This is a genomic window from uncultured Brevundimonas sp., assembly GCF_963975535.1.
In the GTDB taxonomy this organism is placed as follows: domain Bacteria; phylum Pseudomonadota; class Alphaproteobacteria; order Caulobacterales; family Caulobacteraceae; genus Brevundimonas.
Genome location: NZ_CAXBHE010000010.1, coordinates 51,387 through 72,148 on the forward strand (window position 1 = coordinate 51,387; position 20,762 = coordinate 72,148).

Genomic DNA, 20,762 nt, shown 5'->3' on the forward strand with positions numbered 1-20,762 from the left:
AAGGCCCCGATCGCAGATACCGTCGCTCGGGAAACACCATCCCGACTCGCCCCGGGCGGGCCGGCATCCCGCCGTTTCACCCGTTCCCGCCTAGCATCCGGACTTCAACCGACATACGCTCCGATCCGGAGGAGTGATGGCGCAGCGACTTACCGATCGGCAGCTGGAGTGTTTGCGGCTGTCCGCCACGATGACCGACAAGGACATCGGTCGGCACCTTGGCATCTCGCACCACACGGTCAGCCTGCACGTGCGCGAAGCCATGCGGCGACTCCAGGTCCCCTCGCGAAAGGCGGCGCTCCGCCTGATAGCATCTGATCCGCTATACGGGCCGGACGCTATAGCGCCCCGCGCCGGTCCGGTGCCTGTTCAGTTTGCGCCGGGCGATCCGGTCGACGACATGGAAGCGATGATCGGGGCCTCCGCCCGGACCTGGCCTCTGCCGCCGCCACCGCGGCGCAGCGTCCGGCTCGGGCTGATCCTCCTCTTCGCCGCCGTCGCCGCCCTGATCACGGTCGGTATAGTCAATGTGGTGTTCGGGGCCGTTGGAACCCTGGCCGCCCATGCTCCACCGAACGCTATCCTGACGCCTGACTAGTCCTCAAGCGTTAGGAGTCCAGGCGATGAACAACAGACATGTGGGGGTGCGGATTGCCCGTCGCCTCCAGTCCACCGAACACGCAGTCGACAAGGCGATGGTGGAGACCAGCGCGTTGATCCAGACCATGATCGAGGGGCGAAGGGATGCGGGCCTTGCCGCTGAGGTCGGACACCTCGCCCTGCTGGACATGGTGCGGGGCCTCAACCGGCTCGCCGAAGCCCGCAGCGCGGTGATTGACGGACACCAGGCGCTCGCCGATGTCGCATCGGCCCAGGGTGTCCGCTGGAGCCTCGAGGGCCCCCTCGAAGAGAAGACCCGCCCGTTTGTGATCGGGGCAATGGTCAGGGCCGCCTGATGCCGGTTCTGGAGCGGACATGAGCGCCGCCCAGTTCTCCGTCCTCGGCCTGAGCCTCATCTGCATCGGACTGCAGTTGTGGAAGGGGCGGAGCGCGGAGCGGATCGCCGCTGTCGCCTTTCTCGCCGCCCTGTTGATCACGCCGCTGGTGGACGGTTTTCAGATCGGCGGCTTGCGATGGGGGGTGGGTCTTCTGGCCGTCGGCCTGTTCGCCACCCTGGTCTGGCTGAGCCTGGTCGCTGATCGATGGTGGCTGGTCGCGGCGGCCGGGGTCCAGCTCCTGTCGATCGCCACCTACCTGATCGTCTTGCTGAACCCCGACATCCAGGTCTGGGCCAGCGTCTCGTTCCGCATCGTGGTGTGGACCGAACTCATGATGATCGGCCTGTTCGGCGTGTGGGAGTGTCGGGCCGCGCCCTATGCCCAGCCGACGCCGGTCGCGCTCTGATGCCCGGCGTCCAACGTCAATCCTTTCGCGGCCAGAACCGCAACCATCGTCCCGAGGGAGAGTAGTCAATGTCTGAAAGATGGACCTTCGCAAGAGCCGCCGACTTCTGGCACCGGCACTATCGGGCGGACCCCGAGGCGGTATGGGACCGTTTCATCTCCGCTGAAAAATTCATCCTCGACCGGACACCCCGGACGACGGACGAGGCGGAGATCATCTTCGAGGTCCTGCTCGAACAAGGCCTCGATGGCCGGGGTGACGGTCGAGACCTGAAGGCCCTGCAGTCCCTGCACCACTATGTGCGCCAACTTCACCATACCCTGATCGCCGCCTGAACCGTATTCACCCTCGCTTGCATTTGTCGGAAGTCCGCCAGCCCGCGATCCGCGTCACGCGGTGGCGAAGTGTTGACGCGCCCGGCTTGCTCCGCGGACTGGAAGTCGGCCATGATCTCTCCAGGAGATCCGAATGCCGCGCGCCATCGTCACCACAGACCCGGTTGACCTGTTCGTCGGCGAACGTCTGAAGGCCGCCCGATTGCAGGCCGGCCTGACCCAGGTCGATCTGGGTCAGGCGATGAACCTCAGTTTCCAGCAGATTCAGAAATACGAGCGCGGCACCAACCGTATCTCCGCCTCGATGCTGTACCGGGCCGGCAAGGCCCTCGGCACGCCCGTGGCCGACTTCTTTCCGCCGGAAGACCTCGACCTGAAGTCAAACGAGAGAATCGAATTGGGCGCGATCCGGGGGGGGACACCGCTGGCGGAGTATTTTCTCGCCATGGATCCGGCCCAGCGTGTCGTCCTGCTCCAGGTTGCCCAGGCGTTTGCGCAGGGCTCCCGCCAGTCGGGCCGCCAACCCGATCGCCCCTGACCGATACCTGCTCCTGTCCGTCGCCCCCCGCCAGCGGCGGTCCTGTGACCGGTCCGCAGGGCGGATCGCGGCCTGGCACCACGTACGGCTGTTCGGAGCCGGAAGGACGGCCTCGCCCCCTGGGGTGGACCGGAATGAAGGCCGGGACGCCATGGCAAAAGCCCGCCCGCGCCGTCACCGTCGTGGCCATAGTCCTCATCGCCGGATCGGACATCTACTGGTCGGGACCGAACAAGACTTGGGTCTGACCCATGGTTCCGGAGACGCGAGCGCGGGTCAGAAAACACCGGTCCACGACAGTGATCGTGGCCGGGTTGCATCAAAAAGCTGTCTTCCCCAGTGGCTTACGACCATACCCGCCGATGCCGGACAGGGCCCGAAACGCACGAAATCCCTCAAGCGACCACACCAAATTCTGGACTTTATGTCTTGACCTTGACCGCCCCTTAAGAGATTAAGGCAATAGAAAGCCACCTGCAGACGGCACGTTAAGCGTGTATAATCGGCGGCAACCCATAAAAATGCACGGAACTTTTTAGATGAACCTCGCAGAACGCAAAATGCTCGAACAACTAAAGCGTGGGCGGGGCGAATATGGGGTCGTCTCGGTCAAGGCTGAATTCGAAGCGGAAGGCACCCGGCCCGACGAATTTCTGCGCTTGCTTGAGCTGGCCCACCGGGCGGACCTCAAGGTTGCACTGAAGATCGGCGGTTGCGAAGCCGTATCCGACCTGCTGTCCAGCAAGCTTTTCGGCGTGGATTACATCATCGCACCGATGGTCGAGACGCCCTACGCCCTGACGAAGTTCATCGAAGCCAAGGACAAGACCCATAACGCCGACGAACAGACGCAGACCGACTTCCTGTTCAATCTCGAAACCGAAACGACCTTGCAGAACCTGGACGGTATGATCGAGGCCGGTCGCGGCAAGGTCGACGGCATCGTCTTCGGTCGCGTCGACTTCACCCTGTCCCGTGGCCTGCCGCGCGGTGACATCGATACCCGCGCGATTACCGACGCCGGCCTCACCATCGCCCGTGCCGCGCGCGCCAATGATATGGAACTGGTGGTCGGTGGATCGGTGTCCACCGCCAGCATCCCCGCCCTGAAAGAGCTGCACGCCGTTCGTCTGGATCGCTTCGAGACGCGCAAGGTGATCTTCGGGGGTGACGCCCTGCATGCCGCCAACATCGAGGCGGGCATCGAAAACGCCGTGAATTTCGAACTGACCTGGCTGCAGAACAAGCGCGACTACTACAGCAGCATCGGTCAGGAAGACGCCAAACGGATTGGCATGATCGAGGCCCGCCTGGCAGCTGTCGCAAAGACCGCCGAACTGGTCTGATCGTCGATGCCGGGTCCGGCATCGGGGCTGCTCCGCGAGGAATGAGACGTGAATTCTAGTCAGTCCGGACAGGACCCCTGGCGCATCCTGGTTTTCGGCGCGTCAGGAGCCATAGGTCAGGCTGTCGTCGATGCGGCGTCGGGCGAGGGCTGGGCGGTAACGGCGGTGACTCGCGCACCCCGTGCCCCCGGCGACGCGCCGGGCAACTGGGTGACGCTCGACGCGGGCCTGCAGCCGCTGGCGGATTCAACCCTCGCCGAACACGGTCCGTTCGACGCCGTATGCTGGGCCCAGGGCGCGAATATTTCCGACAGCATCTACAGCGTCGACGAAGACGCGGCGATGGATCTGTATCGCACCAACTGCCTGTTCGTCGTGACCACGCTGCAGCAGTTGCTCGCCGCATCGATGTTGAGACCCCGGGGTGCACGCCTGTGCGTGGTCAGCTCGATCTGGCAGGAGCGGGCGCGTCAGAACAAGCTGTCCTACACCATGACGAAGGCGGCCGTCGGGGGGCTGGTACGATCGGCCAGCGCCGACCTGGGCGCGGACGGCCACCTGATCAATGCGGTGTTGCCCGGTGTCCTCGATACGCCGATGACACGGGCGGCCCTGTCGGAAGAGCAGATCGCCGCCACCCAGGGGGCCACTCTGTTTGATGCGTTGCCCACGCCACAGGCCGTGGCGTCGACGATTGTCTTTCTCTGCTCGTCGCGAAACACCAGCACAACCGGTCAGTCAATCGCGGTCGACCTAGGGTTCAGTCATGTCCGCATCGTTTGAGATCAACTCCGCCAGCGGCAGCTACCCGGTCACCATCCGGCCCGGCGCGCTGGACGCGATCATCGCGCGAGGCGGCGATATCGTGGTGCTGTGCGACGAATATTTCACCGATCATCTGAAGGCGGCGGGCGTTCGCACGATCAATCTGCCGGCCCTCGAGTCGACCAAGAGTCTCGACCAGATGTCGGCGCTGATCACGGCCCTTCGCGAATCCGGCGTGTCACGGTCGACCACGGTCGTGGCGGCGGGTGGCGGGATTGTCCAGGATGTCGCCTGCTTCATCGCATCGGTCTATATGCGGGGCGTCAAATGGGACTATGTCCCCACCACCCTGCTGGCCATGGTCGACAGCTGCATCGGCGGCAAGTCCTCGATCAACGTCGGTGCCAACAAGAATATCGTCGGCACGATCCATCCCCCGCGCGCCATCGAGATTGATCCCGCGCTGTGCGCGACGCTCGCCCCGGACCAGATGGTGGCCGGCCTGGTGGAGGCCGCCAAGATCTGCTTCGCCCGATCCAATGAAACCTTCGGGGCGTATATGGCCTTGAGTCCGACGATCCACTCAGGACCTGACGACCTGACCCAGTTGATCGGCCTCAGCCTCGCGGCCAAGAAATGGTTCGTGGAGGTCGACGAATTCGACGCCAACGAACGGCTGTTGCTGAACTATGGACATACCTTCGGTCACGCCATCGAGTCGGCGTCGAAATTCCGTATCTCGCACGGTGTCGCGGTCGGCCTCGGAATCATCGCGGCCGGGACGATGGGGCGTCGGCTGGGCCGCTCCTATGCCGCCGGCAGCCTGCCCGTGGCGATGGAAGGCCACATCGATGACCTGCTGCGTCAGGTCCCCGACCTCCGCGACGCCGTGGCCGAGATGAAGCCCGACGACCTGATCACCGCCTTCCATGCGGACAAGAAACATACGCTTGATCGGTTCGCCGTGGTGGTCGCCCTCGAGGGTGGGGGCGTCGAGCGCATTATGATTCCGCGCGACACCGACGCGGAGACCAACCTCCGTGCGGCCTTCAACGACATGACAGAACGGTACGCCGCATGAAATACAGTGACCTGATGGTCGATTGGCTGGTGGAGCAGGGCTACACCCATTGCTTCTATGTCGGCGGCGGCAACATCATGCATCTGCTGGACAGCTGCAGCCGCAAGATGACGTGCGTGGCGGTGGTCCATGAGGTGGCGGCCGGCATTGCGGTCGAGTATTTCAACGCGACCGCAGGCGGGCCCCGCGCCCTCGCCCTGGTCACGGCCGGCCCCGGCATGACCAACCTGGTCACGGCCCTGTCGGGGGCCTGGCTGGAGAGTCGCGAACTGCTGGTGCTGGGCGGTCAGGTAAAGACGGCCGATCTGGCACGAGGCGAGGTCCGTCAACGCGGTATCCAGGAGATCGACGGCGTCGCGATCGCGCGCTCGATCACGGTTCACGCCTCGACGGTCGAAGACGTTCTGGACCGGGCAGACTTCCTGGCGCGCACCGAGGCGGGAAGCCATGGTCGCAAGGGTCCGGTCTTCATCGAACTCCCGCTGGACATCCAGGGACGTGACGTCGATCCGGCCACGCTGGACACGCCGGTCCCATCGCCACCAAGCCCGCCGCGGGCAACGCCCGAACAGGTCACCGACCTCGCATCGCGTATTTCGAACGCGCAGCGTCCGGTGCTGCTGATCGGCGGGGGCGTGCGGCGCGACGTGGCCCAGGGCCTGGCGGATCAGCTGGCAGCGGCGGGCGTACCGGTTGCCACGACCTGGAACGGGGCCGACAGGATGGGCCCCGACCACCCGGCCTACGTCGGCAGGACCAATACGTGGGGCCAGCGATCGGCGAACCTGATCGTTCAGCAGGCTGATCTGGTGGTGGCGCTGGGGACGCGGCTCGGCTTCCAGCAGACGGGCTTCAACTGGCAGGAGTTCGCGCCGGTCGGCGACGTCGTACACGTCGATCTGGATCCGCGGGAACTGAGCAAGGGCCACCCTCGCACGGCCCTGGCGCTCCAGGTCGACGCCAACAACCTGCTGTCCGACCTTCTGGCGCTGGACCTCGGTCAGCATGGCGACTGGCTGGCCTATTGCCGCGAGGTTCGGGCCTCGATCACCCAGATCGAGGACAACCACACCGGCGAGGGCTTCATCTCTCCCTATGTCGTGGCGGCCACGCTGGGCGACCTTTGCACGCCTGCGGACGTCATCATTCCCTGCAGCAGCGGCGGGGCGTTCACCGTGATGATGCAGACCTTCGAGACCAAGCCCGGACAGGTCATGGTCACGAACAAGGGCCTCGCCGCCATGGGGTATGGGCTCAGCGGCGCGATCGGGGCGGCCATCGCCTCGGGCCGACGGACCATCCTCGTTGAGGGCGATGGCGGGTTTTCGCAGAATCTGCAGGAGATCGGCACCGCCGCCGTCAACGATCTCGACCTCAAGATCTTCATCTTCGACGACAACGGCTACGCCTCGATCCGGTCGGTGCAGATCAACTATTTCAACGGCCGCTATGTCGGTTGCGACCGGTCCACGGGTCTGGGGCTGCCCGACTGGGGGCGGTTGTTTGACACCTGGGGGGTACCCAGCATGAGGCTGGCGGCAGGGTTCGAGCGTGATCCCGAGTTCCTCGCCCGTTTCAATGGCCGCGGCCCGCAGGCCTTTATCGTGCCAATCGACGAGAAGCAGACCTACTTCCCGCGCATCACCAGCAGGATGGTGGACGGTGGCGGTATGGTCTCCAATCCCCTGCATCGCATGACCCCGCCGCTTGACGAGACCCTGTCTGCGCGGGTTGGCGTCTATCTGCCGACCAAAGAGAGCACGACATGACCGACAGACCCATCAAGGCCGTCATCCTGGCCGGCGGCAAAGGCACGCGTATCGCCGAAGAGACTGTGGTGCGACCCAAGCCGATGGTCGAGATCGGCGGACGGCCGATTCTCTGGCACATCATGAAGAGCTACAGCCATCACGGCGTGAACGACTTCGTGATCTGCTGCGGTTACCTGGGACACAAGATCAAGGAATACTTCCTTAACTACTCCCACCAGAACGCCGACATCACCGTCCATCTGGCGGGGGGCGAAGTCATTGTTCAGCAGAGTAACGTCGAGCCGTGGCGCATCACCCTGGTGGACACCGGCCAGGAGACCCTGACCGGAGGCCGTATCCGGCGCGTAGCCGACTACGTCCGGGATGAGCCCTTCTTCTGCATGACCTATGGCGACGGCGTCTGCGACGTGAATATCGCCGACACCATCGCCTTCCACCGGCAGCACGGCAAGCGGGCGACGGTCACCGCGACCACGCCGCTTGCGCGTTTCGGCGCGCTGGAGATGCAGGGCGACGCCGTGACCCATTTCGTCGAGAAGCCCCATAACGAAGGCGGCTATATCAACGGCGGCTACTTTATCCTGAACGCCGATGTGCTCGACCTGATCGAAGGCGATGACACGGTTTTCGAGAAGGGCCCTCTCGAGGCGCTGGCCAGCCAGGGCGAGCTGATGGCGTTCCGCCACGACGGCTTCTGGCAGCCCATGGACACCCTTCGCGACAAGCAGCATCTCGAGGAGTTGTGGGCCGAAGGTGCCCCGTGGAAGTCGTGGTGACGTCGGCCCTCCCCTCACCGGATTTCTGGCGTGGCCGGCGCGTTTTCCTGACCGGCCATACCGGCTTCAAGGGCGGCTGGATGGCGCTCTGGCTTCACCGTCTTGGGGCCGAGGTCGGCGGCTACAGCCTGGCCCCCTCCACCACCCCCAGCCTGTTTGAGGCCGCGCGTGTGGCGGAGGCCTGCACCGACTCGGTGATCGGCGATATTCGCGACACGGCGGCGCTCGGCCGTGCGTTCGACGCCTTCCGCCCCGACATCGTGATCCATATGGCGGCCCAGCCGCTGGTGCGGGCTTCCTATGCGGATCCCCTGGACACCTATTCGACGAATGTCATGGGGACGGCCAATCTTCTGGAGCAGGTCCGGACCGGCAGCGGCGTGGCCGCGACCCTGATCGTCACCACGGACAAATGCTACGAGAACCTCGAGCAGATCTGGTCCTATCGCGAAACCGACCGCCTGGGCGGCCGGGATCCGTACAGCAACTCCAAGGCGTGCGCGGAGCTGGTGACCCAGTCCTACTGGTGGTCGTTCTTTTCGAAGCAACCGGGACAGGCGCTCGGTTCCGGGCGCGCCGGAAATGTCGTGGGTGGCGGCGACTGGTCCCAGGACCGTCTCGTCCCCGATCTGGTGGCCGCCTTCGCCGACCATCGCCCCGCCATCCTGCGCCGGCCCGAGGGCGTCCGGCCGTGGCAACACGTTCTGGAACCGGTGTGCGGCTACCTCCTCGCCGTCGAACGGCTGGTTTCCACGCCGACAGAAACGCCGCCGGCCTGGAATTTCGGTCCCAATCCCGACGGAAACATCTCCGTCGGCGACGTCGCCGACATGTTGATCGAAAGCTGGGGCGGCGATGCCCGCTATGAGGTGCGTCGCGAAGCCAATGCCGTGCACGAGGCGACGCTATTGACGCTCGACCATGCTAAGGCTCGCCAGGAACTGGCCTGGGCACCGCGATGGTCGCCCCGGACCATGCTTGAAATGACCGCTGACTGGTACCGCGCCTTCGGGGCGGGCGATGACATGCGCGCAGTCTCGTTGCGACAACTCGACACCTATATTGACGCCTGAACGCCAAGGATTCTCGGACATGGATATGAAGACTGATCGCCTCGCAGTGCTGCGGGCTCAGATGATGGAACTGGCCGGAGAATACGCCGACCTGGCCTATTCGCCCCAGCCGTTCGTTGCGGGAACCACGCCCGTCCCCGTATCCGGAAAGGTCGTGGGCGCGCCGGAACTGCGGAACCTGATCGATTCCTCGCTGGACCTGTGGCTCACGACCGGGCGGTTCAACGACCAGTTCGAGAAGCGTCTCGCCGACTATATCGGCGTCCGGTATGCGCTGACGGTCAACTCGGGCTCGTCCGCCAACCTGACCGCCACCACGGCCCTGTGCTCGCCGATGCTGGGGGACAAGGCCCTGAAGCCCGGCGATGAGGTCATCACCTGCGCCACCGGCTTCCCGACCACGGTCAATCCGTCGATCCAGAACGGTCTGGTTCCCGTTTTCGTCGATGTCGATCTGCCGACGTACAACATCATGCCGGACCGCATCGAAGCGGCCGTCACCGACAAGACCCGCGCCATCATCGTCGCGCATACGCTGGGCAACCCGTTTGACCTCGGCGAAGTCATGCGGGTGGCGGAAAAGCACAATCTGTACGTCATCGAAGACAGCTGCGACGCTCTCGGCGCGCGCTACGACGGCAAGCTGGTGGGGACGTTCGGCGACATCGGCACGGTCAGCTTCTATCCGGCGCACCACATCACCATGGGCGAAGGCGGCGCAGTCTGGACCGACCGGGGCGACCTCAAGCGCCTGCTGGAATCCGTCCGCGACTGGGGTCGGGACTGCTACTGTGCGCCGGGCCAGGACAACACCTGCAACAAGCGTTTCAAGTGGAAGCTGGGCGACCTGCCGCGCGGGTATGACCACAAATACACCTATTCCAACCTCGGATATAATCTGAAGATCACCGACATGCAGGCGGCCGTTGGGCTTGCACAGTTTGATCGGCTGGACGGGTTCATCACCGCCCGCAATCGCAATTTCGCCTATCTGAAAGCCAACCTGCACGACATGCAGGAGCATCTGATGCTGCCCGAGGCGACGGCGCGTTCGGAGCCGTCGTGGTTCGGCTTCCCGCTGACGGTTCTCAGCGACGAAGAGGGCATCCGCGACGATCTGGTCCAGGAACTGAACGAGAAGGGTGTCGCCACCCGGCTTCTGTTCGGCGGAAACCTGATCCGCCAGCCGTACATGAAGAACCAGACCTATCGCGTGCACGGTGACCTGACCAACTCCGACAAGGTCATGACCTCGACGTTCTGGATCGGCCTCTATCCGGGCCTGACCGAAGCGCACCTGGACTATGCCTGTGACATGATCCGGCTGTTCTTCAAGAACCGCTGATCGCGCGCATGGAGACGCGTTTTCCGGAGCATCGCCTCGCCGCCCAGGCCGCCTTTGAAAGCGCCCTGGGCGGCAAGGCCCGACTGGCGGTGACCGGTGCCACGGGCTGGCTCGGTTCCGCTGTCGTCGCCATGGCCCTGCGCGCGGGCATCGGTCCCGGGGACGACCGCCTGCGGGCCTACGCGTCGCGTGCCGGCGAGCTGGACACGGAAGCGGGTTCGGTCCCGCTGGAAGCCCTCGACCAGGCCCGGCCGCTGGAAGGCCCGAACTGGATCGTCTGGCATTTCGCCGCCCTCGGAAAAGAACGCACGGCCGGTCTCCCGCCCGAGGAATTCGTCGCGGCCAACACCGCCATCCTCGAGGCTGCATTTCGCGTGATGGCGGCCGCCGACCGGCCCCGGATGGTGTATTCGTCCTCGGGGGCCGTTTACGGTGCGGACGGGCACCCGCCCCGGCTCGACCAGGACCCCTATGGCCATGTGAAGGGACTTCAGGAACGTGCGGTCCTCGACTGGTGCGCCGCCCGCGACATCCCTTTGGTCCTGCCGCGTGTTTTCAATGTGGGTGGTCCCCACGGCAACAAGCTGAACCTCTATGCCCTGTCCTCCCTGGCCCAGGCAGCCCTGGCGGGCGAGGCTCCGACCGTGGCTGCCCGCGGACCGGTGTTCCGCTCCTACGTGCATATCGAGGAACTGATCGCGGTTCTGGCCCACCGGGTCCGCCGGGACTCGACCGGGATCGCCACACCCTTTGACACGGCCGGACGCGAGGTCGTGGAGATCGGTGATCTGGCCGCCCGGGTCTGTGATGCGGCCGGCCTTTGCCCGGCTGACGTGCAACGGGACTACGACCCTGACCGCCCCGCGAGCTGGTATGTCGGAGACGCCAGAACCTACCAGGCCGCCGTGCAGGCCGCGGGCCTGACGCCCATCCCCCTCAGCGCCATCGTCGCCGATACGCTCGCGAGCCTGGCCCCGTCTTCAGGATCGGCAATTTTGCGGCGCGACCCCCGGGCGCTATAGCCGTCAGATGACCGTCGCCTTCGAGGACCCTGTCAGCCTGTTGCCGCCACGGTCGCCGGTCCGGATCGGCCGGACCCTGGCGGTCGCCCTGGCGGGCGTCAGTCTGCTCATGCTGACGGCGGCCGTGCCCGGTCCTGACCGTCTCAACGGGCCCGTTGCCCGACCTGTCCCGGCGTCCGTCGACGCCTCCCCCTTCCATGATGCCGCGGACGGCGTCGCGGCCCCCGTTGCCTCGCAGCACACCGTACCGCTCCAGCCGTTGGGCCGACCCGGCTTCGCCGCTCCCGTCGACCGCTTCGTCGTCTCGTCGACCTACGGTCTGCGCCGGATGTCCTGGGAGGCCAACGCGCGCCTGCATCGCGGGATCGATCTGGCGGCACCGCTCGGAGACCCCGTCAGGGCCATTGCCGATGGCGTCGTCACCCGGGCCGGCTGGCGCGGCGGCTACGGCCTGGCGGTGGATATCCGGCACGCCGACGGGCTGGTCTCGACCTATGCCCACCTGTCCGGGATCGGTGCCGGCGTCGGCCGGGGGACCCGGCTTGCGGGCGGCACCCAGATCGGGGAGATCGGCTCCACCGGATCCTCGACCGGGCCGCACCTGCATCTGGAACTGCGCGGACGCGACGGGGTCTCTCTGGACCCCGGTGCCTTCCTGGGCGGAGGCCTGGCCCCGGGCGGTCTTCGCGCCGCCGATACGGATTATCGCCGCGCGGTGCTCCTGCGCTCAGGTCAGAACGAACAACGCATCGCGCCGGCTCCGCCGAAGGTTGTGTTTGTCAGGGAGCAGAGACCGGCACCGGAAAGCCGGAGCCGACGTGATGATCGTGGCGGGAGTCGCCTGACCTTTCATACCGATCGGCCGCCGGTGCGCATCGTCCAGGCGCAGGCCAACACCATCACCGTTCGCCGGGACTGATCACCACAGCACGGCCTGGTTCAGGTCGAACGAGACGTCGCGCCAACGCGCCCCCGGCTCGCTGAACAGCCACAGCGTGCCGTCGGCGTTCATGTCGAACATGGCCCAGCCTGCTGCCGCCCGATTCGCCACCGGCGCGTGGATGGCCGCACCATACCGATGGGGCGGTTCGAACTGACTGCGCGTGAACAGCGGCAACCCGGCGCGTCCGGGCGATCCCTCCAGCGCCCCGAACAACATGGGCACGTCCTCGGCGATGGCCAGGCCCGTCTCGCCGGCGAAATCGACGATTGCGCCACCGGTCCGGAAGGCGAAGTCCGCCCCGAAATAGGAGTCCGGCGTCATCTTGACGACGAATTTCTCGATCCGCCCCTTGGGGCGGACATAGGCCCCCTCCCCCAGATCGGTGCCGAAGGACAACATCGGTTCCGCGATGCGCCAGGGAGACTGATCGCTGTCCTCGGCCACAAAGCCGAAGGCGATTCCCTGCGCGTCCGCGGCCACCTCATGGGTCATCTCCAGCCAGGTCCAGTCGCCCCCGGTGGCCACGGCCCGCGACGTCGCGATAGCACCGTCGTTGACGAAGAGACGTCCCTGTCCGCCCGCGACGCGCTGGACCCACATGCCGAAGACCACCTGCCGGCCTCGATAGGTCTCGAAATCGGCGGGGGCATGATAGAAATGCGCATCCCCCGGCCCCTGGGGGACAAAGACGACGCAGCGTTTCATCGAGGGTCGCAGGTTGGACCGCCAGGCCGGACGCAGCGGGCTTGTCGCGTCCCGGGCGACTGTCATCCCGAGCCGGGTGGCATCGGCGAGGCGGGGCCAGCGATCGACCCACAGATGGGCCGAGACCGTCTTGGACCATCCGTCGGGTCCGTGGCCGGTGACGCCCTTGAGGTCGGCCCGCATCACCTGACGGCAACTACAGCGGACAGGGCCGATCCGCGGTGCCGCATTGCGCGGCGGCATCAGGGTGAAGCTGCGTCGGGTGTAGTCCACCGATCGAACCCGGACCGGACTGACCCGCAGCTCGGCGGGACCCGCGGCATCGAAGGTCAGGACGGCCCCGGGGTAGAGGAACTGGACCGCGTCGTCGCCGAAGAGGCGGATCTCGACCTGGCCGCCGGGGCGTTCCGCCTCCAGAGCGATCCGGTCGACGACGATGGCCGGCAGATTCCCGGTGCACAGCCAGTTCCACTCGGTGTCGAAACTGTCCAGGTGGGCCTGCAGCATCGCCGGATCGCCATTCCAGCCCGGCCCCAGCGCGGTCAGGATCTGCCACTGGCTGTTCGGGAACAGGTTTTCCGACCGGCCGGACGTCGGCGTCGCGGGCCCTTGAACAGCGCCGGGTCGCGGCATCACCAAACCGGAGGCCGACAGGGTCAGGGCGTCGCGGCGGGACAGGGACATGGGCGACCTGGGGCTCTGGCCTTATCCGCCGGACGGGACCAGGCCCGTAGACGCGGGCGGCAGCGTGACGGACCGGGCCTCGCGTGCGCGCTTGCGCCGAATGCTGCGGAGGAGCGACGACACCATCAAGGTCACGTACCCGAACTGGATAACCAGGAGCAATACAGGGCGCACGAACTGTCCAATGGCGACCCCGACCTCCATCTGAACCGAGCGGCCCGTGAGCCAGGAGTCAAAGTAGGGCTGGACCACGTCAAAGATCCGGTAGTCGTAGCTGATCGAGATCAGATAGGCCGTGACCAGCATGGTTATGCGGGTCGGTCCGCGCCACGGCTCCATGAAGACGAAGAACAGCAGGAAGATCTGGGCATAGCCGCTGGGCGACGACGACGTCAGGATCATCGCGCAGATCGCCCCCGTCATGTATCGGGCGCGGATCGACCCCGGGTGCAGAAAGGACAGGACGAAGCAACCGACCACCGCCGCCTGCGAGGCGCGCATCAACAGGGGCAGGAAGATGTTCAGCCAGTCGAGGATCCTCGTGCCCGTATAGTAGGCGATCGGGAAATCCGAATTGATGAAGCGCACCATCGAGCTGAACGAGGTCGCGTAATAGATGTCGGACCAGCTGCCGCTACTCTGCAGCGCCGCAAGGGTCTGTGTGTTCGTGGCGATGTCCAGCGGACTGCCGCCGCCCTGCATGGCGTAGGTGACCAGATACAGCACGAGGGTGGCGATCCCGGCACCTTCAAACCAGCGCCAGCGCCTCTGCACGATCAGCGGCAGCAGCGTCAGGACCAGATAGGGTTTGAAATTGATGGCGACGGCATGGGCCAGCCATTTCAGGCGCGCCGATTTCAGAATCCGGCTGTGGGCCAGCACGAAGGCCACATAGCAGGGGATCAGCAGGTTCCCGCGCTCGAGCCCATAGAGCATCGGCAGTCCCAGCATCAGGGCCGTCGCCCTCAACAAGGCGGTCGAGCGGTCAATCCGGCGAAGCGCCAGATAGGTGACCACCCCGCTCAGCAGCCAGAAGCCGATAATCGAGACCCGCCCGACGAGATCGCAATCGCGCGCCAGGGTCGCGCCGGACGTGTAGCAGCTGCCGTCCGAGAAGATCCTGAGGAAGACGAAGGAGATCGGCGGGTAGACCGATTGCCACACATCATACGTGCCGGGATTGTGAGCCCAGAACGCCGTGTTGTGCCAGTCCATGAAGGTGTCGAAAGAGAAGAAGATGAAGGGCTGGGGCAGGTAGCCCTTCGTCAGCAGCCACCAGACGACGTGAACGACGCTGGCCATGATCAGCGCCCACAGGACGGACTCGACGATGAGGCCCGTCGTCGGTCGGAACCTGACCCTGTCGGCCAGCATTAGGTCGGCTTCGGCGGCGTGAAGACCAGAAACTTCAGCACCACGAAATTGATCGCCGCCACGATGGCAATGGCCAGGAATCCAGAGATGTAGGGCGAGGGGATGAGCCGGGAAAGCCCGGCCAGGATCGCCAGGCCGAGGACATAGTTCACGGCATAGGTCGCGATGTACTCGACCACGGCGGCGCGGGAGTTCTTGAACACGAAGCGCCGGAACATGAAGTAGTTGAACACCATCCCCGCCAGGTGCGCGATGATCTGGGCCGCGAACATATTGAGCGCGAGAAAGACCAGAAGCGAAAAGACGGCGTAGCCGAACCCGGCGTTGACGACGCCGACCTTGGCGTAGGCCCACAGCTGCGCGAACCGGGCAAGCTGGCCGCGCAACAGGGTCAGGGCGGTGTCGGGGGTCGACATGCTAGAAATTCACCCGCAACTTTTCGATCACCAGCGGAGTCGAGCGCGTCCGTTCGGAGATCAGCCGCACCTGTTCGCCCATAAGGCCGAGGAACACGAACAGGAGACCGAAGCCGATCTCGATCAGCATGGCGATCAGCCAGAGGCCGGTGCCGTGGCCCAACACCAGGGCGATGATTGCCCCCAGCACTGTCAGGCCAAACAGGCCGCCCACGGCGATTGCCACATAGAAGGGCAGCCGAAGCAGGTCCTTGGACGAGGCTGCCAGTCCGGACAGGCCAAACCGGATCAGGGTGGCCCAATTGTTCTTGGACTTCCCGGCGGCGCGGCGCGGCCGCTCATAGGGGACGAGGGTAATGGCATAGCCGCTTTCCACTAGCATGCCCCGGAAGAAGGGCTCCGGCTCGTTCCAGCGGGCGAGCTCGTCAACGACCTTGCGATCATAGATGCCGAAACCGGTCGCGCCCGGGATGACCTCATAGTCAGCGAACCGGTTCAGGAAACCGTAGGCGGTGTTCCGGAGCAATCCATGCAGGGCGGAGGTCTGCTGACCCTCACCCGAGCCGATGCCCAGGACGATCGGTGCGCCGGCCTTCCATTTGTCGATGAAGACGCCCAGCAGGCTCGGGGGGTCCTGGAAGTCCGCGCACATGGCGATAACGGCCTGCCCGGTCGCCTGGAAGATGCCGTAGGTCGGGGAACGGAGCTGACCGTAGTTCCGGTTGTTGGCGATCAGCTTGACCCGGCTGTCCGCCGCGCACAGCGCCAATGCCAGGTCGACGGTCTCATCGGTCGACGCATTGTCGATCAGCACGATCTCGTAGGTGACACCGGCCCGCTGCAGCTCGTCGCCAACCGCGGCCACGATGGTCTCGACGTTCTCCTGCTCGTTGTAGCAGGGGATGACGACGGAGACTTCCGGGGCTTCCCGCGGCACGGCGGCGGCCTTGCCCCTCATACCAGTTCGTTCCGGCCGGCGCGGCCCAGCCGGGCACGGCCACCCAGGCCCGTGAAGGGAACGTACCATTCAGTAAAGATCGCCATCAGAACCAGGGCCAGGAACAGGCCGACAAAGGCCAGGTTGAAGTGCCGGGCCGGATCCACGAACGGATGCTCGATGATCTGCAGGTTGGTCTGGCTGGTCACCTCCTGAATGGCGATGGCTTCAAAGAAGAGCCGATAGCCCTCGACCAGGCTCAATGCGTACTGCTGGGTCCGGAACAGGGACTGGTAGTCTGCCACGATGGTCGACAGCCGGTAGGGACTTTCGGTCTCGCCGGGATTGTCCAGCTCCGCGATCTGGCGGCGCAGAACGTTCATTTCGTTCTGGATCTGCCGAATCTGGAAACTGCCTTCGGCTGCGACAGAGCGCAGGGTTTCCAGCTGCACCTGCTTGGCCTGCAGGGTGGCCTCGTAACCCAGTCGACGCGCCAGGTTCTGGCCAAGGGTGCTTTCGGGCGACGCCAGATTGTACCGGAGCCGGTAATCCAGAAGCACCTGTTCGGCCGTCTCGAGATCCTCGCGCGCCTTGCTCCACCGGTCCGTGACCAGCCGGCGCTTGTATTCAACCTGCTCCACGCCGAGCTCGGCCAGGTGTTTCTCGACCGCGGCCGTGTAGGCGACGACGAGATCCCGCGCGAACTCCGGATCATGGTCGCGTGACCGGACCTCGATGACGCCGCCGGTCAGGACGTGGATCTCCACCTTCTTTTCGAGGCGGACGCGGGCGTCGCGCTGATCGGCGAAGTCGGCATGACCCATGGCCTTGAGCCGCTTCAGGGCCTCGACCTGCACGTCGTTCGACCGCCCGATGATGACATAGCTGCCTCTCTGCGAGGACAGGGCGGAGGCGAAGTTGGTGACACCGCTCGAGACCTGGGCCAGCACCTGGGCTCCGCCGGATGTGGACTCCTGCGGAATGAATTTGGCGTAGGCCACATAGGGGCGAGGGAAGACCGCGAGCACGGCCGCCACGATGATGGCGACCGCGTAGGCAGCGCGCCGAAGCACCGTATTGCGACTGATCTCCAGTCCCCGCCGGTAGAGATCGACAGGCGTCATTGTGTGATCGCCTGGATTGCCAGGATGCCGATCGAGCCCTGATAGACCAGGGTCGACAGCTGAAGCAGGCGTTCGAACAGGTCGCTTCCCTGGGTTTTGACCGGCACGAAGATCACATCACCCGGAAGCGCCGGCTGACTGAGGACGCTGCGGAACCACCCGCCCTGGCGGGCAGCCATCACGGACCCGTTGGCACGGATCACAGCCAGCTCGCGAGGGTCGGCGATCGAACGCGTTCCACCGGCGAGTGCCAGGTAGTCACCGATCGTGGCATTGGGACGCTCGACAAAGGAGCCCGGCTGATAGACCGCGCCGAACACGCCAACCGTCGCCGGCCGGGGCGGAATATTGATCCGGTCGTTGTTCTCGAGCGGCAGGTGGAGCGGGAGCATGGCGTCCGCGGGCGAGAGTCCGAGGACGATACGGCCATCGGGGCGGCGTTCGCTCAGACGCTCGATGACCGTCTGCACGGCCGACATCCGAACCGCGCTCTCTGCCCCGCGGCTTTGGCGATCGACCAGGGGCAGCGCCGCCATCTGCAACTGCAGATCCTCGATCGCCTGCTCGAAACTGACCTCCTGCTGCAGGCGGGTCGATTCCCGCAGAAAGCGGGTGCCGTAGAGGTAGGCGCGGCTGGACAGCGCCCCGGCCTGGGCCATGGCGTCGGCAAGGGTGGAGCCCGGCTGCAGATAGTAGGTCCCGGGCCGCTCGACCTCACCCTCGATGGTCACCAGGACAGCCTGGCGTTCGCGCGGCTGGGCGATGCCCACCGCCGACAGGATGCGGACGATCGCGCCCCGCTCGACCGGGCGCGCCTGGGCCTCGCGCAGGTCCAGCTGAAGCCAGCCCGTCCCATCGAGATTCGACACCTCCGCCACAACCGCGCGGCTGGTATCCGCCACCGAGTTGAAGCCACCCGCATAGCGCAACACATGGCTCAGGGTTTCGCCGGGCGCAGCCTCGTAGATGGCTTCGTTGTTGACGCTGCCGGTGACAGCCACCTGAGCGCCGACCGGCCCGATATGGATGACGTCCTCGTTCTGCAGGACCGCGTCACGACTCTTGTCGCCGCTGAGAAGCAGGTCGTAAAAGTCCAGTGTCGAGACCACGCGGCCGTTGCGCGTCAGCGTGATGTTGCGGAAGCTGCCGCCGCCGGCCGGCCCGCCCGCGGCGAGCACGGCGTTGATCATGGTCGAGAGACTGGTGACGCTATAGGCACCGGGCGACGCCGCGTAACCGGTGACATAGACCCGAACACCGCGCAGCTGGCTCACGGACGCCGATACCGTGAAGTCACGGAACTCCTGGCCAAGGGCTCTGGACATGACCCGGTCCAGATCGCCGTAGCGCACGCCGGCCAGCATCACCGCCCCGACCCGGGGCACGAACACGCGCCCGTTGCTGTCGATGGTCAGATCCAGATTGCCTTCGATCGAACCGGCCAGCCCCACATAAATGGTGTCGCCGGGGTTCAGCCGGTAGTCGGGCGGAATGGTGGCGTTGGCCGCCGGATTGAAGCTGCGCTGGCCCTGCACCAGCAGCGAGGACCCGAAGCGCGGCAGCGCCTTGCCGAGGACCTGCTCCACATAGATCTCGAACTCACCCGGAGGCGGTGCGGGAATGACCGCGCCGTCGCCCCGGCTCGGCGAAGCCGGATCGAGGTTGTCTTCCGACTGACGGTTTCGCGTGGTGACGGTCACGGGCTGATAGCCGTCTTCGTCTTGCGAACTGGTATTGCCGGAGCTGGACCCGCTGCTGGCGCTGCCGCCATCGCTGCTCGGGCTCGTCTGGCTGCTGGAGCGCGACTGACCTGTGGTCGGCGTCCGGGTATTGAACGGATCGTCGAACGAGGCCTGCGCCAGCGCCGTGCCGGGCGCGGCAGCGCCGAAGACGGCAACCAGCATGACCAGCACGGCAAGGGAGGCGAGCGCGCGACGCCCCGAAGTGAGGGCGCTGGACGGGGTAAGGAAGGGTGAGATTGTCATAAAAGCCCGAGGCTTCCCTGTTCTCGTCAAGCGATCAGACGGAGTTGAGTTTACGCATGAAGTTTCCGACGTCACGTCCGTCGGACGTGGCCATACGTGCCCTACACCAACGACATTCTCATGTCGTTTTCAAATTCAACCCACGGAACCCCCGACTCCATTTTCCGGACGAGGTCAGGATTGGCCAGGAACGCCCGTCCCCAGGTGACCATGTCCAGCAGGCCGGCATCGACCTCGGCCTCGGCGTCCGCCTGTGACAGGGAGGCACCGCCGATGATCAGACCCGGCCACACCGGCCGCACGGTGCGGATGACGCGTCCCGAAGTGGCGAAATAGTCGGCGTTGGCACAGCTGATATCCAGCGTGCGCAGACCCAGGCTCCAGAGACGCGGGATGAGATGATCCAGCATCGCCTCCATGTCCGGCCAGTCATAGAGCCCGCCCATGAAGCGCGACGGCGAGATGCGCGCGATGACCTTGTCGGCCGGCACGGCCTTCAGGACCGCCTCCACCAGCTCCAGCGTGAACCGGCAGCGGTTCTCGACGGAGCCGCCATAGGCATCCGTCCGGTCATTGACGCGGGCGTCCAGGAACTGGTCGGCGAGATAGCCGTGGCCCAGATGCAGTTCCACGGCGTCGAAACCGACCCCGAGGGCCCGGTGCGCGGCATCGACAAACATCTGGTGCACCGCCGGCATCTCTCCGACCGGCAGGGCGCGCGGCGCTTCGTAGGGTTTGTCGTTTTGACGGTTGATGCCCTCGGCCGCGCGCTCCGTGGAGCTGACGGGCTTCAGGCCGTCGGTAAAGTCGGAATGGGAGATGCGGCCGCAATGCCAGAGCTGGCAAGCGATCTTGGCCCCGGCCTCGTGGACCGCGTCGACCACAGGCCGCCAGCTTTCGGCCTGGGCCGCGGTCGCGATCCGCGGCACGTCCTTGTAGCCGTCGCCCTCGGGATGGATCACGACGCCTTCCGTCAGGATCAGGCCCACACCGCCCTCCGCCCGGCGTCGGTAATAGGCAACGATCTCCGGTGTCGCGCGGTGATCCGCGTCAGCGAACCCGCGGGTCATGGCGGACATCACGGTCCGGTTGCGCACCGACATGATCGGCGAGTCGAGGGGGGTAAGCAAAGATGAC

At 65.5% G+C, this 20,762-nt stretch carries 21 protein-coding genes; 14 read left to right on the forward strand and 7 right to left on the reverse strand.

Features of this window, described 5'->3' with window-relative positions; translation table 11 throughout:
- Positions 1–136: 136 nt before the first annotated feature.
- The 14 genes from AACZ75_RS13260 (at position 137) to AACZ75_RS13325 (ending at position 12,376) form a co-directional block, all read left to right on the forward strand.
- On the forward strand, positions 137–598 hold the full coding sequence (locus AACZ75_RS13260) for a helix-turn-helix transcriptional regulator (RefSeq protein WP_339873460.1): 462 nt from the start codon (positions 137–139) through the stop codon (positions 596–598).
- Positions 599–623: 25 nt separating this feature from the next.
- Complete coding sequence (locus AACZ75_RS13265) at positions 624–956, forward strand: hypothetical protein (RefSeq protein ID WP_339873462.1); 333 nt, start codon at positions 624–626, stop codon at positions 954–956.
- 19 nt (positions 957–975) lie between these two features.
- On the forward strand, positions 976–1,404 hold the full coding sequence (locus tag AACZ75_RS13270) for a hypothetical protein (RefSeq protein WP_339873464.1): 429 nt from the start codon (positions 976–978) through the stop codon (positions 1,402–1,404).
- 68 nt (positions 1,405–1,472) lie between these two features.
- Positions 1,473–1,739: a hypothetical protein gene (locus AACZ75_RS13275; protein WP_339873466.1), complete on the forward strand. Its 267-nt coding sequence runs from the start codon at positions 1,473–1,475 to the stop codon at positions 1,737–1,739.
- 133 nt (positions 1,740–1,872) lie between these two features.
- Complete coding sequence (locus AACZ75_RS13280; RefSeq protein WP_339873468.1) at positions 1,873–2,277, forward strand: helix-turn-helix transcriptional regulator; 405 nt, start codon at positions 1,873–1,875, stop codon at positions 2,275–2,277.
- A 539-nt stretch (positions 2,278–2,816) separates the two neighbouring features.
- Positions 2,817–3,623 (forward strand): aldolase/citrate lyase family protein, encoded by an 807-nt coding sequence (locus tag AACZ75_RS13285; protein ID WP_339873470.1) that lies wholly within the window; start codon positions 2,817–2,819, stop codon positions 3,621–3,623.
- A 48-nt stretch (positions 3,624–3,671) separates the two neighbouring features.
- The gene (locus AACZ75_RS13290; RefSeq protein ID WP_339873472.1) at positions 3,672–4,406 is read left to right on the forward strand and encodes an SDR family oxidoreductase; all 735 of its coding nucleotides are present in this window, start codon (positions 3,672–3,674) and stop codon (positions 4,404–4,406) included.
- Positions 4,390–5,469: a 3-dehydroquinate synthase family protein gene (locus AACZ75_RS13295; RefSeq protein ID WP_339873474.1), complete on the forward strand. Its 1,080-nt coding sequence runs from the start codon at positions 4,390–4,392 to the stop codon at positions 5,467–5,469. The genes AACZ75_RS13290 and AACZ75_RS13295 overlap by 17 nt, the downstream gene beginning before the upstream one ends.
- Positions 5,466–7,238, forward strand: a complete 1,773-nt coding sequence (locus tag AACZ75_RS13300) for a thiamine pyrophosphate-binding protein (RefSeq protein WP_339873476.1) — start codon at positions 5,466–5,468, stop codon at positions 7,236–7,238. Before AACZ75_RS13295 ends, AACZ75_RS13300 begins: the two co-directional genes overlap by 4 nt.
- A complete protein-coding gene (gene rfbF / locus AACZ75_RS13305; RefSeq protein WP_339873478.1) occupies positions 7,235–8,017 on the forward strand; it encodes a glucose-1-phosphate cytidylyltransferase in 783 nt (260 codons plus the stop codon). The genes AACZ75_RS13300 and rfbF overlap by 4 nt, the downstream gene beginning before the upstream one ends.
- Positions 8,014–9,090: a CDP-glucose 4,6-dehydratase gene (gene rfbG / locus AACZ75_RS13310; protein ID WP_339873480.1), complete on the forward strand. Its 1,077-nt coding sequence runs from the start codon at positions 8,014–8,016 to the stop codon at positions 9,088–9,090. Before rfbF ends, rfbG begins: the two co-directional genes overlap by 4 nt.
- A 19-nt stretch (positions 9,091–9,109) precedes the next feature.
- A complete protein-coding gene (gene rfbH / locus AACZ75_RS13315) occupies positions 9,110–10,435 on the forward strand; it encodes a lipopolysaccharide biosynthesis protein RfbH (protein ID WP_339873482.1) in 1,326 nt (441 codons plus the stop codon).
- Positions 10,436–10,443: 8 nt separating this feature from the next.
- Positions 10,444–11,457: an SDR family oxidoreductase gene (locus AACZ75_RS13320; protein WP_339873484.1), complete on the forward strand. Its 1,014-nt coding sequence runs from the start codon at positions 10,444–10,446 to the stop codon at positions 11,455–11,457.
- A gap of 7 nt (positions 11,458–11,464) precedes the next feature.
- The gene (locus AACZ75_RS13325) at positions 11,465–12,376 is read left to right on the forward strand and encodes a M23 family metallopeptidase (RefSeq protein WP_339873486.1); all 912 of its coding nucleotides are present in this window, start codon (positions 11,465–11,467) and stop codon (positions 12,374–12,376) included.
- Here the strand turns inward: AACZ75_RS13325 and AACZ75_RS13330 are convergent, their stop codons facing one another.
- The 7 genes from AACZ75_RS13330 to AACZ75_RS13360 form a co-directional block, all read right to left on the reverse strand.
- Positions 12,377–13,789, reverse strand: a complete 1,413-nt coding sequence (locus tag AACZ75_RS13330) for a hypothetical protein (protein ID WP_339873488.1) — start codon at positions 13,787–13,789, stop codon at positions 12,377–12,379.
- A 21-nt stretch (positions 13,790–13,810) separates the two neighbouring features.
- A complete protein-coding gene (locus AACZ75_RS13335) occupies positions 13,811–15,091 on the reverse strand; it encodes a hypothetical protein (RefSeq protein WP_339873490.1) in 1,281 nt (426 codons plus the stop codon).
- Between the two features lie 71 nt (positions 15,092–15,162).
- The gene (locus AACZ75_RS13340; RefSeq protein WP_339873492.1) at positions 15,163–15,579 is read right to left on the reverse strand and encodes a GtrA family protein; all 417 of its coding nucleotides are present in this window, start codon (positions 15,577–15,579) and stop codon (positions 15,163–15,165) included.
- Between the two features lies 1 nt (position 15,580).
- Positions 15,581–16,537: a glycosyltransferase family 2 protein gene (locus tag AACZ75_RS13345; protein WP_339873493.1), complete on the reverse strand. Its 957-nt coding sequence runs from the start codon at positions 16,535–16,537 to the stop codon at positions 15,581–15,583.
- Positions 16,534–17,640, reverse strand: a complete 1,107-nt coding sequence (locus AACZ75_RS13350; protein WP_339873495.1) for a hypothetical protein — start codon at positions 17,638–17,640, stop codon at positions 16,534–16,536. Before AACZ75_RS13350 ends, AACZ75_RS13345 begins: the two co-directional genes overlap by 4 nt.
- Entirely contained in the window at positions 17,637–19,625 is a 1,989-nt protein-coding gene (locus tag AACZ75_RS13355) for an SLBB domain-containing protein (RefSeq protein ID WP_339873497.1), read from the reverse strand. Before AACZ75_RS13355 ends, AACZ75_RS13350 begins: the two co-directional genes overlap by 4 nt.
- Positions 19,626–19,726: 101 nt before the next feature.
- Positions 19,727–20,755 carry a hypothetical protein gene (locus tag AACZ75_RS13360; protein ID WP_339873499.1) on the reverse strand — a complete coding sequence of 343 codons (1,029 nt, stop codon included), beginning with the start codon at positions 20,753–20,755 and terminating at the stop codon, positions 19,727–19,729.
- Positions 20,756–20,762 lie beyond the last annotated feature (7 nt).